10 protein-coding genes and 1 CRISPR repeat array (1 of these 11 cut by a window edge) are annotated in these 13623 nt (G+C 63.9%); of the genes, 1 reads left to right on the top strand and 9 read right to left on the bottom strand.

Translation table 11 applies throughout. The features are described 5' to 3' along the window. Positions 1-13: 13 nt before the first annotated feature. The 7 genes from LDZ26_RS13715 to LDZ26_RS13685 are packed head-to-tail and all read right to left on the bottom strand — an operon-like array spanning position 14 to position 8793. Positions 14-772, bottom strand: a complete 759-nt coding sequence (locus LDZ26_RS13715) for an electron transfer flavoprotein subunit beta/FixA family protein (RefSeq protein WP_244849727.1) — start codon at positions 770-772, stop codon at positions 14-16. Beyond that, a complete protein-coding gene (locus LDZ26_RS13710; protein ID WP_244849726.1) occupies positions 769-1935 on the bottom strand; it encodes an electron transfer flavoprotein subunit alpha/FixB family protein in 1167 nt (388 codons plus the stop codon). The genes LDZ26_RS13715 and LDZ26_RS13710 overlap by 4 nt, the downstream gene beginning before the upstream one ends. Positions 1936-1938: 3 nt before the next feature. Further along, positions 1939-3852 (bottom strand): (Fe-S)-binding protein, encoded by a 1914-nt coding sequence (locus LDZ26_RS13705; protein WP_244849725.1) that lies wholly within the window; start codon positions 3850-3852, stop codon positions 1939-1941. Between the two features lie 15 nt (positions 3853-3867). After that, a complete protein-coding gene (locus LDZ26_RS13700) occupies positions 3868-5931 on the bottom strand; it encodes an NADH:flavin oxidoreductase (RefSeq protein WP_244849724.1) in 2064 nt (687 codons plus the stop codon). 22 nt (positions 5932-5953) lie between these two features. Next, entirely contained in the window at positions 5954-6496 is a 543-nt protein-coding gene (locus LDZ26_RS13695) for a DUF5943 domain-containing protein (protein WP_244849723.1), read from the bottom strand. Between the two features lie 29 nt (positions 6497-6525). After that, positions 6526-7497, bottom strand: a complete 972-nt coding sequence (locus LDZ26_RS13690) for a dipeptidase (protein ID WP_244849722.1) — start codon at positions 7495-7497, stop codon at positions 6526-6528. 21 nt (positions 7498-7518) lie between these two features. Next, positions 7519-8793: a serine hydroxymethyltransferase gene (locus LDZ26_RS13685; protein ID WP_244849721.1), complete on the bottom strand. Its 1275-nt coding sequence runs from the start codon at positions 8791-8793 to the stop codon at positions 7519-7521. Between the two features lie 450 nt (positions 8794-9243). Here LDZ26_RS13685 and LDZ26_RS13680 point away from each other — a divergent pair, with 450 nt between their 5' ends. Beyond that, positions 9244-10239, top strand: coding sequence for a GlxA family transcriptional regulator (locus tag LDZ26_RS13680; protein WP_244849720.1), 996 nt, complete (start codon positions 9244-9246; stop codon positions 10237-10239). Between the two features lie 57 nt (positions 10240-10296). Here the strand turns inward: LDZ26_RS13680 and fdhA are convergent, their stop codons facing one another. Both fdhA and LDZ26_RS13670 read right to left on the bottom strand, forming a co-directional pair. Then, positions 10297-11493: a formaldehyde dehydrogenase, glutathione-independent gene (gene fdhA, locus LDZ26_RS13675; protein WP_244849719.1), complete on the bottom strand. Its 1197-nt coding sequence runs from the start codon at positions 11491-11493 to the stop codon at positions 10297-10299. Between the two features lie 141 nt (positions 11494-11634). Beyond that, positions 11635-13053 (bottom strand): MFS transporter, encoded by a 1419-nt coding sequence (locus LDZ26_RS13670; protein WP_244849718.1) that lies wholly within the window; start codon positions 13051-13053, stop codon positions 11635-11637. A gap of 182 nt (positions 13054-13235) precedes the next feature. Beyond that, a CRISPR array of direct repeats spans positions 13236-13623; the repeat unit is 28 nt; unit sequence GGCCTATCTCCGCGTACGCGGAGGAACC (it continues 434 nt past the right edge of the window).

The following is a 13623-nucleotide window of genomic DNA, read 5'->3' as shown; positions in this document are numbered from 1 at the left end:
CTGCGCGTCGAAATCAGTAATCGACCAGTTGATGCTCGCGCAAATACGCCAGAATCACTTGTGCTTTTTCGACGGAACTCCCTTCAATTACGACGCTGCCGCCACGGCTCTCCGTCGTCGTCGCGGAGAGCATGCGGGCGTGACCGCTGCGCTTCTCCGGCGCGGCGAGGCGCTTGGGCTTCGCTGCGATAGGGCCGAGCGTCCACGCCTTGCCCTCGTTGTCCGCCAGCGCATTCGATGCGACCGGCACGACCTGTCCCTCGCGCATGCGCGCATACGCATAACGCGGCGCGGCATTGGCGAGCGGATGCACGGCGATGAGCGCAGGCAGTTGCACGCGCACGCGCCGGCGCAGGCCCTTGGGCATGAACTGGCGCACCTCGACGCCTTCCTTCGTCACGCTCAAATCCACCGCTGACCCGACGAGCGCGATGTTCAACGCATTCGCGAGCCTGTACGGCAACGTGCCGCTATCGAATGCGCCTTCTGCGCGCGTTCCCGTCAGCACGAGGTCATAGCCCGCAATGCGCTCTGCGAGCGCGGCGCACGCATCGCCTTCGGTGTTGAGCACTTCGACGCGCGGCGCGCCGAGTGCGAGATACTCCGCAAGCGCGGGGTTCGAAGGATCGCCCGCGTGCAGCACGTCGAGTTGAGCGCCTTGATGCTTCGCGATATCGAGCGCGATGGTCAGCGCGGCGGCGTCGTTGCGGCTATAGCGCGCGACACCGCTTACCGGATGGCGTCCCACGGAAACGAGTACGGCGATCTTCATGCGAACACTCCTTCCGCGAGCGGCGCGCCGAGCACGATGGACGCTCCGTTGCCACGCGATGCGCGCGCGGCCGCGGCTGCATCGGTAAGCGCCTTGATCGTCTCTTGCGTATCCGCGACGACCGTGAGATTCGCGCGTTTCGCAATGGGCGCGCTTGCATCGGAATTCACCGCAATGACGTGACGGCAATCCTTGATGCCTTGCAGATGCTGCACCGCGCCCGAGATGCCGAACGCGATATACACGCTCGCCTGCACGGTCTTGCCCGTTGCGCCGATCTGCTTGTCGCGCGTGAACTTGCCGTCATCCACCGCGACGCGGCTCGCGCCTATCGCAGCGCCGAGCGTGGTGGCAAGCGCCTCGAACGCGGCAACGTCGGAGACGCCATTGCCCGCCGACACGATGAAATCCGCCTCTTCCAGCGCGATCTGCGCGGCGTCCAGCTCCTCGATGCCGAGATCGACATACGCGCTCGCGGTCGATGCAGGGACGATGCCCTCGCTCGCCACGCGCTCGCCCGCGCCGACGAAAGGCAGCTTCGCATCGACGGCATTCGGCGCGAGCATCACGACCTCCGGCAATGCACGCGATGCCCATGCGCGTCCCGCTTGCACATAACTCGCGGCGTGCGTGGCATCCAGTTCGACGACATGCGTCGCGATGCTCGCACCGGCGAGCGCCGCGTAACGGCGGCCGAGATCGCCATCGCCCGTTGCGTTGTCGGGCATGAAAAGATGCGCGGGCGCGAACGCAGCGGCGCATGCGGCGAGCGCGCGCAGTTCTTCGTCGGGCGCAAAACGCCGGCTATCGAAGGCATCGAGTTCGATGATGCGATCCGCGCCGAGCGATGCCGCGTCGTCGTTGAACGCGCCGAACGCGATCAGCACGACCTCCGTCTCGTCGTCAGCGAGCAGCGCCGCAGCGGCAAGCGCCTGGCGCGCGTGATCGTCGAGCGCGCCGCGATCCGTATGGGCCGCCACCAGCACGCTGCGCCGCGCGGGCTTCGTCGTGCGACGCGGCTTTGCCGTATCGCGATGCGTGGCATGGGCCGATGCGAAATCCTGCAACACGCCCGTGCCGGCTTCGCCCAGCGTGATACGCCGCAGTCCCGCTGTCGTGACGATGAACGGCCGGCGCGGATCGATTCGTTTGATCGTGTTCATGCGTTACTCCAGTGCTGCGGCGACCAGCTCCGCCACGTCGAGCACTTCTGGACGAGCACCGACCACGCCTTCGAGCATCGCGGTGCATTGCGGGCAGCCCACCGCGACCACATCGGCGCCCACCGCTTTCGCGTCCGCGATGCGAATGTCGGGAATGCGCTGCTTGCCGGGGATATCGGTGAGCGGCGCGCCGCCACCGCCACCACAGCAGCGCGCGCGCATGCCGTGACGTTCCATCTCGACGACCTTGATGCCGATGGTCTTCAGCAGCTTGCGCGGCGCTTCGGTCTCGCCGTTGTAGCGGCCGAGGTAGCAGGGATCGTGATACGTGATCTTCTTGTCCGCGAGCACCGCGGCCGCCTTCGGTGTGAGCTTGCCGCTGGCCATGAGTTCGGCCATGAACGCCGTGTGATGCTGCACTTCGTAGAAGCCGCCGAGCGCGCGATACTCGTTGCGCAGGCTATGCAGCACATGCGGGTCCGCCGTGACGATGCGCCGGAACGTATAGCGCGACAACGTCTCCATCAGCTTCGAGGCGCATTGCTGGAACGTGGCTTCGTCGCCCAGGCGGCGAGCGGTATCGCCGGTATCGGTTTCCACGCCGCCGAGCACCGCGTAATCGACGCCCGCCTTGTTCAGCACCTTCACGAACGCGCGCAGCGTGCGTTGATAGCGCATGTCGAACGCGCCTTCGCCTGCTATCAGCAACACGTCCACCGGCCGTCCCGGCTGCGCGACCTGCACTTGCAGATCCACCGACCAGTCGTAACGCGCGCCGATGTCGTAGCCATTCGCGCTGCCGGTCTCGCGCAGATTGGCGAGCGTGATCGGGCCTTTGCCCGGCACGTCGCCTTCGACGAGCGTCTGATTGCGGCGCATATCGACGATGGCATCGACATGCTCGATCAGCATCGGGCACTCCTGCACGCATGCCCGGCACGTGGTGCAGGACCAGATGGTGTCTGCTTCGACCATGCTCGAAATCAGCGGCTTGCCCGGCGCGCCCGCGTGCTTGCCGAGGGGAATGCCCGGCGTGGGGCTGCCCGCATACGCCGCGTCCGTGCCGCCGACCATGCCGGTCACGAGATCCTGTATCAGCTTCTTCGGGTTCAACGGCTGGCCCGATGCGAACGCGGGGCACGCCGCTTCGCACTTGCCGCACTGCACGCATGCATCGAAACTCAAGAGCTGATTCCAGCGGAACTCGACCGGCTTGCCGACGCCGTATTCCTTGGCATCCAGCACGGGCTTCTTCAGCGCCGTGGGCGGCACCACGTCGTTTTCGTGCTGCGCCTTGAAACGCTCCTGACGCGGATGAAACGCGAGATGCAGAAGACCCGCCATCGCGTGCTTCATCGGGCCGCCGCGCGCCGCGCCGAAGGTCATCGTGTAAGCGCCCGCCGCGATCGACAAGGCGACGATGATCGCAAGCGCACCCGACATCCACGTTGCGGGCAGCAGCGTGAACAACGCGAGGCCGAACGCGAACGCGCCGAGCAAGAGCGGCAACGCGTCCCACGGTCCGCGCGACAGACGCGCGGGGACTTGCTTCGCGCCGTGCCTGCGCTTCCACACGAAGAACGTGCCGCCCAGCATGACGAGCGCCGCGATGAAGATCAGCTTGTCGATCCACGGCGAATAGATCGCGAGACCGTAGTTGACGAAGACGAGCGCCATCGCGAGAATCGCGCCGCCCGCTGTCGCAACGTGCGTCTTCGCGATGTACGGATCGCGCGCCACGACATGGTGCAGGTCGACGAAATATCGCTTCGGGATACTAAGCAGATTCGCCCATCCGTACGCGCCGGCCGCGGTGGCGCGGCCTTCGCGCCAGTAGGCCGCGCGCTTCATGACGGCGAAGGCGAGACCCGCCACCGAGAGCCACAGCAAGGCGGTGATGACAAACACGGGGTTCATCGTGCAATGCCCTCGTCAAAAGTCTTTGCAAAGCCGCAGGGCGTCGTAGATCGCGCCGTGGATGTTGTGCATCGAGATGCAGTCGCCCACCCTGAACAGCAGGAAGCGCCCGTTGCCGAGTTCTTCGGACAAGCACGGTTGCGCTTGCGCCGCGAAGAGCGTGTGCACGTCCACCTGGCCGCGATTGAGCGATTCGGGCTTGAGCTTCCAGTACAGCGCGTCGTTGGGCGTGCTGCCGTTCTCGATCACCACCTGATCGACCGCGCGCTCTTCCTGCTCTTCCGTGTACTCGTTGCGCAGCACGGCGATCTTCTTGCCGTCTTCCTCGTACACCTTGTCGAGCCAGTAGTTCGGCGTATGGATGACGCCTTGCGCATACAGACGCCGATAGAAGATGGGGAACGTGGTGCCGCCCACGTCGTCGGCCACTTTCACATCGGGCGTCACGATCTCGACGTTTCCACCGCGCGATGCGATGAAGTCCGCCACGCCCGCGCCGGCATGCGTGCTCACGCCGTCGTAGACGAGCACGTTCTTGCCCGGCTCGACCTTGCCCGAGAGAACGTCCCACGCGCTTACGGCGAGCCCTTGCTCGACGCCCCATGCAGGCACCTGATCCGTGAACGACGAACCGCCCGTCGCCAGCACGACGATATCGGGCTTCTCCGCCATGATGGCCTTGTCGTCGGCCGCGACGCCCAGACGCCGGTCCACGCCGAGCCGCTTCGTTTCCATGTCGAACCATCGGACGATGCCGGCCATCTGCTCGCGTTGCGGCGCCTTTGCGGCAAGCATGATCTGACCGCCGACGTAATCGTTCTTCTCGAAGAGCACGACGTCATGCCCGCGCGATTTCGCCACGCGCGCCGCCTCCAGTCCCGCAGGCCCCGCGCCGACGACCACGACCTTGCGCTTCGGTCCGCGCGTCTTTTCGATGACATGCGGCATGGTCGCTTCACGCGATGTCGCCGCGTTCTGCACGCACAGCACGTCGAGCCCGTTGTACTGGCGGTCGATGCAATAGTTCGCGCCGACACATTGCTTGATCTCGTCCTCGCGGCCATCGCGAATCTTGATGACCATATGCGGGTCCGCAATCTGCGCGCGCGTCATGCCGACCAGATCGACCATGCCGTTCGCGAGCAGACGCTCGGCCTGTCCTGCATCGCGAATGCTCTGCGCATGCATGATCGGCAGCTTCACCACCGACTTGATGCCTGCTGCGAGATGCACGAACGGCTCGGGCGGGAGCGCCATCGGCGGCATGCAGTTGGCGAGCGTGTTATGCGTATCCGCGCCGGAGCCGATCACACCGATGTAATCGATGAGGCCCGTCTCGGACATGGCCTGCGCGATCTCCTTGAGGTTCTCGTGCGAGAGGCCGTCTTCGTGGAACTCGTCGCCGCACATGCGCAGGCCCACGCAGAAGTCGGCGCCCACGGCTTCGCGCACCGCCTTCAGCACTTCCACGCCGAAACGCAGGCGGTTTTCGAGCGAGCCGCCCCACTCGTCCGTGCGAAAGTTGGTGCGCGGGCTCCAGAACTGATCGATCAGATGCTGGTGCGCCGCCGAGATTTCGATGCCGTCCATGCCCGCATCTTTCACGCGCTTCGCAGCGGCGGCGAAGTCTTCGATGATGCGGCGAATCTCTTCCACTTCGATGATCTTCGCGTTGCCGCGATGCACCGGCTCGCGCACGCCCGAGGGCGTCATCAGATGCGGCCAGTTCTCGCCATGCCATGCGGAGCGGCGGCCCATGTGCGTGGCCTGGATCATGATCTTCGCGCCGTGACGGTGCATGGCTTCGGCAAGACGCGAGAGCGGATCGATGATCTTGTCGGTCGACAGGTTCACCGACTTCCACCAGCCTTGCGGGCTGTCGATCGACACCGGGCTCGAACCGCCGCACACGGCGAGTCCCACGCCACCCTTCGCTTTTTCCTCGTAATAGCGGATATAGCGATCGCCGGGCAGGCCGCCCGGTTCGGCATAAACCTCCGCGTGCGCCGTGCTGACGATGCGGTTACGCAGAGTCAGCTTGTTCAGCGTGAGCGGCTTGAAAAGGTTCGGGTAACGCATGGCGGACGACCTCGGATTGAAGCTACGCGTGGAGTTGCAACGGCGACACTTCGAACACGCAATGATCGTGGCCTTCCGCCGCGCATTGCGTTTCGATGGATCGCGAGCGCGGGCCCTTCTTCGCGCTGTCTGATACGGTGTCGTTCACCCAGTCCATCGCGCCGGCGAACCAGCCCGCGAACATGTAGCAGAGCTTGCCCTGCTTGCCGGGCTGCGCGAGCACGAACGACGAGTGCCGCAAGTGGATGCGCGCCATCGCGCTTTGCGGGTCCGATTCGACGATATCGAAGAGACCCCAGCCGCGCTGCGACAGGCGCTTGAGGTAATGCTCGAACACGTCCATGCCGGCGATGCCGTGCTTTGCGGCTTCCTTGTCGCACCAGTGATACGCGGACTTGTAGCCGGCCCTGTAGAGAATCTCGGCGTACGTCTCGCGTCCCAGTGCTTCTTCCACGGCCACATGATTGTTCGTGAAGAAGTGACGCGGCACGTAAAGCATCGGCAGCGCGTCGGTGGTCCAGACGCCCGTTTGCGCGTCGACGTCGATAGGCAGTTGCGGTTGCATCTCAGGTTCCTGTTCTTGTGTCGTTGCGTTCACACGTTCCAGACATCGCCGAATACGCGCAGCCAGTTCTCGCCCATCACCTTCTTGATGCGCGATTCGCTCCAGCCCGCGCGCTCCATCGCGGCCGTCAGATTCGGGAATTCGCCGATCGTTCGGATTCCTTCGGGATTCACGACCTTGCCGAAGTTCGTGAGCTGGCGATAACGGCCCTTGTCGTGCGTGATCCAGTCGAAGAACTCAGTGCTGTAGCCTTGCGTGAAGTCGGTGCCGATCCCCACGCGGTCTTCGCCGATGAGATCGACCACGTATTCGATAGCCTCGAGATAGTCCTCGACGGTCGCGTCGGGGCCGCGCTTCAAAAACGGCGCGAACATCGTCACGCCGACGAAGCCGTTGGCGTCCGCGATTTCCTTCAGTTGCTCATCCGTCTTGTTGCGGGGATGCTCCTTGAGTCCGGACGGGCAGCAATGCGAATACGTGACGGGCTTCTTCGAGCAGGCGATCGCATCCGATGACGTCTTCGCGCCCACGTGCGAGAGATCGACCATGATGCCGACGCGATTCATCTCCTGAATCACTTCGCGGCCATAGCCGGACAGACCGCCATCCGCTTCATAGCAGCCGGTGCCGACGAGGTTCTGCGTGTTGTAGCAAAGCTGCACCACGTTCACGCCGAGTTCCTTGAACACTTCGATATAGCCGAGGTTGTCCTCGAACGCATACGAATTCTGGAAGCCGAAGATGATGCCCGTCTTGTTCTCTTTCTTCGCGCGCAGGATGTCGTCGGTCGTGCGCACGAGCGTGAGAATCTCGCTGTAATCGCGGATCTGCTGCTTCATCTCCGCGATGTTGTCCACGGTCTTCTGAAAGTCTTCCCACACGGACACGGTGCAGTTCACCGCCGTGACGCCGCCCTTGCGCATATCCTCGAACACGGAGCGCTCGAACTTCGAGATGTTGAGACCGTCGATGATGATGCTGTTATCGTGCAGAGTGCTCATCGCTTGTTGCTCCGTGTGTGCTCAGTAGATGGGGAAGCGTTCGCACAGCGCGAAGATTTCGCGGCGCACGCGTTGTTCGGTTTGCGGGTCGCCATCGGGATGCGCGCGCAGCGAGTCGAAGACTTCGAGAATCAGGCGGCCGATGTCGCGGAACTCGTTCACGCCGAAGCCGCGCGTGGTGCCCGCCGGCGTGCCGAGGCGAACGCCTGACGTTACCGTGGGCTTTTCCGTATCGAACGGAATGCCGTTCTTGTTGCAGGTGATGCCCGCGCGCTCCAGCGCCTGCTCGACCTGATTGCCCTTCAGGTTCTTCGGACGCAGATCGACGAGCAACAGATGGTTGTCGGTGCCGCCCGTCACGAGATCGACGCCGCCCGCCTTGAGCACTTCGCCGAGTGCTTGCGCGTTCGCGAGCACGTTGTCGATATAGCTCTTGAAATCCGGCTGCAGCGCCTCGCCGAAGGCCACGGCCTTGCCCGCGATCACATGCATCAGCGGACCGCCTTGCAGCCCCGGGAACACGGCGGAATTGATCTTCTTGGCGATGTCTTCGTCGTTGGTCAGCACGAAGCCGCCGCGCGGACCACGCAGCGTCTTGTGCGTGGTGGACGTCACGACATGCGCGTGCTCCACCGGATTCTCATGACGCCCCGCCGCGATGATGCCCGCGATGTGCGCCATATCGACCATCAGCTTCGCGCCCGCGTTGTCCGCGATCGCGCGCAGCCGCTTGAAGTCCAGCTTGCGCGGATAAGCCGAGAAGCCCGCGATGATGAGCGACGGCTTGTGCTGCTGCGCCAGTTCCTCGATCTGCTCATAGTCGATGAGCAGGGTGTCGCGGCTCACGCCGTACTGCACCGCGTTGAACCACTTGCCCGAGAGCGCCGGCTTCGCGCCATGCGTGAGATGGCCGCCTGCATCGAGCGACATGCCGAGCACGGTGTCGCCCGGCTTCGCCAGCGCGAGCATCACGGCGCCATTGGCCTGTGCGCCCGAATGCGGCTGCACGTTCGCGAACTTCGCGCCGAAGAGTTGCTTGATGCGATCGATTGCGAGCGCCTCGACTTCATCGACGAATTCGCAGCCGCCGTAATAGCGCTTGCCCGGATAGCCTTCTGCGTACTTATTCGTCAGAACGGAGCCTTGCGCTTCCAGCACGGCGCGCGACACGATGTTCTCCGACGCGATCAATTCCACCTGCGATTGCTGGCGCTCCAGCTCTTTCAGTATCGCGCTGCGCACCGAGGCATCGCGGGCCGCGAGCGGCGCTTGGAAGAAGGGATTCGGGTTCGACATGGGCTTGAGTCCGGGTCAGAAAGAACGGTCGTTGGATGAAGCCCGCGTCGCGTGTTGCAAGGCCGCTCGTGTCTTCATCGTTGCGTCTATTCTTGACCCTCGCCCTGCTGGTCAATTTATGAATTCAGACGTGTTCTTGGCCTTTTCCGACATGCGCGTCCTTTTTCGACAAGTGGCGAAAAGGCTTTGGGTGTAGGGCGCTTTGCTCGCACGCGCTGCACTGCGGAGGAACGGTCGTGCGCTGTAAGAGTGCTTTTGAACGGGCGTTCGCGCCGCGTTAGTGCGTGCTTTGACGCATGATTCGCGAATGCATAAAGGCGCTCAGGGTTTAGCCTGATGGCATGGTAGTTGCACTCGAAATCAAAATGCAGAAGTGTCAATCAATGACACTGTGACCAAGCGCCGCGACTGACGGCGTCGAACATCAGATTCCAAGGAATCAACTCCCCCATGTCTTCCGATCGCACGGCGTCGCTGGCTCACTTCGCCTTCATGCCGCTTCCCAACTTCACGATGATGGCGTTCACCAACGCAATCGAAGTGCTGCGCATGGCGAACTATCTGACGGGGCAGCCGCTGTATCGATGGTCCATCGTGAGCCCCACGGGCGGGCCCGTCACGGCGAGCAATGGACTGTCCGTCGATACGGGACCGGTGGAATGCGTGGGCCAGCCGGATATCGTGTTCGTGGTCGGCGGCATCGACGTGCAGCGTTCGACCGCGCTGGAGCATCTCTCTGCGTTGCGCCGCTTCGCGCGCACGGGCTGCGTGCTCGGCAGCCTCTGCACCGGCACGTATGCGCTTGCGCGTGCCGGCTTGTTGGCGGGCTATGCCTGCGCGATTCACTGGGAGAACATGTCGGCGCTTAAAGAAGAGTTTCCGGACACGCGCTTCCTGAAGGAACTCTTCGTGATCGACCGAGACCGCGTGACGTGTACCGGCGGCGTCGCGCCGCTCGACATGATGCTGAATCTGATCGCCTCGCGCGTCGGCACATCGCGCGTCACGCAGATCGCCGAGCAGTTCATCGTCGAACACGTGCGGGATACGAGCGCGCAGCAGCGCATGCCCCTGGTCGCGCGGCTGGGATCGGCGAACAAGTCCTTGTTCGAAGTGATCTCGCTGATGGAGAACAACATCGAAGAGCCGTTGTCCCGCGAAGAACTCGCGCGGCTTGCCGGCATGTCGCAACGGCAAGTGCAGCGGCTCTTTCGCGAGCATCTCGGCATGACGCCGACGCATTACTACCTGACGCTGCGTTTGCGACGCGCGCGCGAGCTGCTGTTGCAGACGGACATGTCGATCATGCACATCACGATGGCGTGCGGATTTCAGTCCGCGTGCCACTTTTCGAAGAGCTATCGCGATGCATTCGGCACAGCGCCCACGCGCGAGAGAAGGAAGCAGGTGCCGCCTTTGAGTTCAGTGCCTGTGATGGTGGCTTGAGTTTGTTCGGCGGTATACGGAAATGCGCCCCTTCTTCAAGGGGCGCATTGTTTTTGTTTAGGCCGCTTTGAGCATGCCGTGCGGATCGAGCACGAACTTGCGCGGCGCGCCGCCATCGAATTGACGATAACCGTCAGGCGCCTGATCGAGCGATACCACCGACACGTTCACGATATCCGCAATCGGCAGACGATCCCACAGAATCGCTTGCATGAGATTGCGGTTGTACTTCATCACCGGCGTTTGGCCCGTGTGGAACGAATGCGACTTCGCCCAGCCGAGGCCGAAGCGGATGCTGAGACTGCCCTGCTTCGCGGCGGCATCGGCGGCGCCGGGATCGTCGGTGACGTAGAGACCCGGAATACCGATCGCGCCCGCTGCCTTCGTGATTTCCATCAGCGAATTGAGGACCGTTGCCGGCGCTTCCGCGTTGTGCTCGCTACCATGACCGTGCGCTTCGAAGCCGACGCAATCGACGGCGCTATCCACTTCCGGCTTGCCGAGAATCTGTTCGATCTGTTGCGCGAGCGTCGCGTCTTTCGATAGGTCGACCGTCTCGAAGCCCATCTTGCGCGCGTGCGCGAGGCGCTCTTCGTTCATGTCGCCGACGATGGTGCAGGCCGCGCCCAAGAGACGCGCCGATGCCGCCGCCGCCATGCCGACCGGTCCCGCGCCCGCGACATAGACGGTCGCGCCCGGCTTCACGCCCGCCATGACGGCGCCGTGATAGCCGGTCGGGAGAATGTCGGAGAGACAGGTGAGGTCGCGGATCTTCGACATCGCCTGCGCCTTGTCGGGGAACTTGAGCAGGTTGAAGTCGGCGTACGGCACCATCACGTACTCGGCTTGTCCGCCGATCCAGCCGCCCATGTCGACATAACCGTATGCCCCGCCCGCGCGCGACGGGTTCACGTTCAGGCACACGCCCGTGTGCTGCGCCTTGCACGTGGGACAGCGTCCGCACGCGACGTTGAAGGGAACGGACACGAGATCGCCGATGGCGAGCGTTTCGACGTCGCGGCCGATCTCGATGACTTCGCCTGTGATCTCGTGGCCGAGCACGAGTCCGATGGGCGCGGTGGTGCGGCCGCGAACCATGTGCTGGTCCGAACCGCAGATGTTGGTGCTGACGACTTTGAGAATGACGCCGTGGCCGATGTCGCGGCCACGCGGATCGACCATTCTCGGATAGTCGATGGACTGCACTTCGACCTTGCCCTGACCGAGATATACGACGCCGCGATTCGTGCTCATGTGACTCGTCTCCTTGGATTCGTGGACGGCCGGCGCGAGCTCGTTCTTTGCGATGCTCGCGGCCGTGCGGGAAGAGTACGCCCGGCCGCGAGAATCACTTGCGTCGAATGCGACGTGGGTTTGGTCGGGAGCGACAGCGGTTCAGTTCTTGGCCGAAGCCCAGACCTTCGCGCCTTCATCGTGCTCGGCCTCCGAGACGAGCTTCTCGAGCGCCACGCCTCGCGTCTCCACGCCCAGCACCCAGACCGCCGAGGCCGCCACCACGAAGCACAACGCTCCGAGCGAGAACACGCCGCCCTGCCCGAACACCGGCAACACAACGCCCACGACATAAGGCCCGATCAACGACCCCACGCGCCCGATCGCCGACGCGAAGCCCGACCCGGTGGCACGCGCGCCGGTTCCGTACAACTCGGGCGTGTAGGTGTAGAGCGCGGCCCACATCGCGAAGAGGAAGAACTGCATGGCGAGTCCGGCGCAGATCAGCAAGGTCGGCGTCTCTGCGTGCAGCGCGGTCTGTCCGTAGAGGTAAGCCATCACGCCGCTGCCGACGAGCGATGCGATGCACGTCGGCTTGCGTCCCCATCGCTCGACAAGCCACGCCGCGCACAAGAAGCCGGGGACGCCGCCGAGCGAGATCAGCACCGTATAGAGCACGGACTTCGTCACCGCGAAGCCCGCTTGCTGCATCAGCGCGCCGAGCCATGAGGTCAGCCCATAGAAGCCGAGCAGCGCGAAGAACCACAGCATCCACACCATGATCGTCCGACGCCTGTACGCCGCGCTCCAGATTTCACGGAATGCGCCGACGCCTTTCTCCACCGGCGGCTCGGCGAGCATCGAGGGCGCCGGCAGCTGGCGCAAGCCGGTCGCCTTCATCACCTTTGCTTCGACGTTCGCGAGCACGCTGTCCGCATCCGCCGTGCGTCCGCGATGTTCGAGCCAACGCGGCGACTCGGGCACCACGCGCCGCACGATCAGCACGAACACAGCGGGAATGGCGAGCAACGCGAACTCGGTACGCCAGCCGAAGTGCGGCAACACGAAGTACGACACCACGCCGGATGCGATGAACCCGAGCGGCCAGAAGCCATCCATCAGGGCAATCACTCTGCCGCGCGATGCGGTCGGCACGAACTCGGACAACAGCGTCTGCGCGATCGGGAATTCCATTCCCATGCCGATGCCGAGCAGCACGCGATAGAAGATGAGCGATTCGACGGAATGCGCCGTCGAACAGAGATACGACGCGACGCCCCAGAGCACCATGCTCCACTGGAACACGGGACGTCGGCCGAAGCGATCGGCAAGCAGGCCCGCGACGGCCGCGCCCAGCACCATGCCGAAGAAACTCGCGCTCGCGACGAGGCCCGCCGTCGCCGTCGAAAGGCCGAACTCGGTCTTGATCGAACCGAGCACGAAGGTCATGGTGCCGAGATCGACGGAATCGAAGAAGAAGGCCACCGCGATGATGATGAAGATGGTGCGGTGATAGCTCGAAAACGGCAGGCGTTCGAGCCGCGCCGCGGCGCTCGCGCGGGGCTGTGTGGCGGTGGACATGGTGGTTCCTCTCGATGCGGTAAGTGACCGCTTGGTTCGTTGCTGGCTTCTTCAGTAGACGCCGACATAAATCCGGGACATAGAAGGAATGCGTCATGGGGGTGGAATGGGGGCGTCATGGGGGGGTGGGATGCGTGTACGCGGAGGACCTGAATTGTCACCGCCGCGCAGTTGGCCGGATTGGGGTTATCTCCGCGTATGCGGAGGAAGCGGCAGCAGCGGCGGCGGCATGATCGGCTCGATGGGCGTATCTCCGCGTGAGCGGAGGAACCCGCGAGCTTTGGCTTCGCCCTGACGCGCTTCGCGGCCTATCTCCGCGTACGCGGAGGAACCCTCGCCGATATCTGGACCTCGGTGGGGCAGACGGGCCTATCTCCCCGTACGCGGAGGAACCCCGTCGATGTTCGCGATCGCAGCTTGAAATTCGGGCCTATCTGCGCGTACGCGGAGGAACCCGGATTGTGAGCTTGAACCTGGGCTATCTGCAGGGCCTATCTCCGCGTACGCGGAGGAACCGTCTTCGAGCGGCGAAAAGAGATCGCGGCGCGCGGCCTATCTCCGCGTACGCGG

The sequence above is a fragment of the Caballeronia sp. SL2Y3 genome, from assembly GCF_022879575.1.
Taxonomy (GTDB): Bacteria; Pseudomonadota; Gammaproteobacteria; order Burkholderiales; family Burkholderiaceae; genus Caballeronia.
This window is presented reverse-complemented; position numbering and strand designations above follow the sequence as displayed.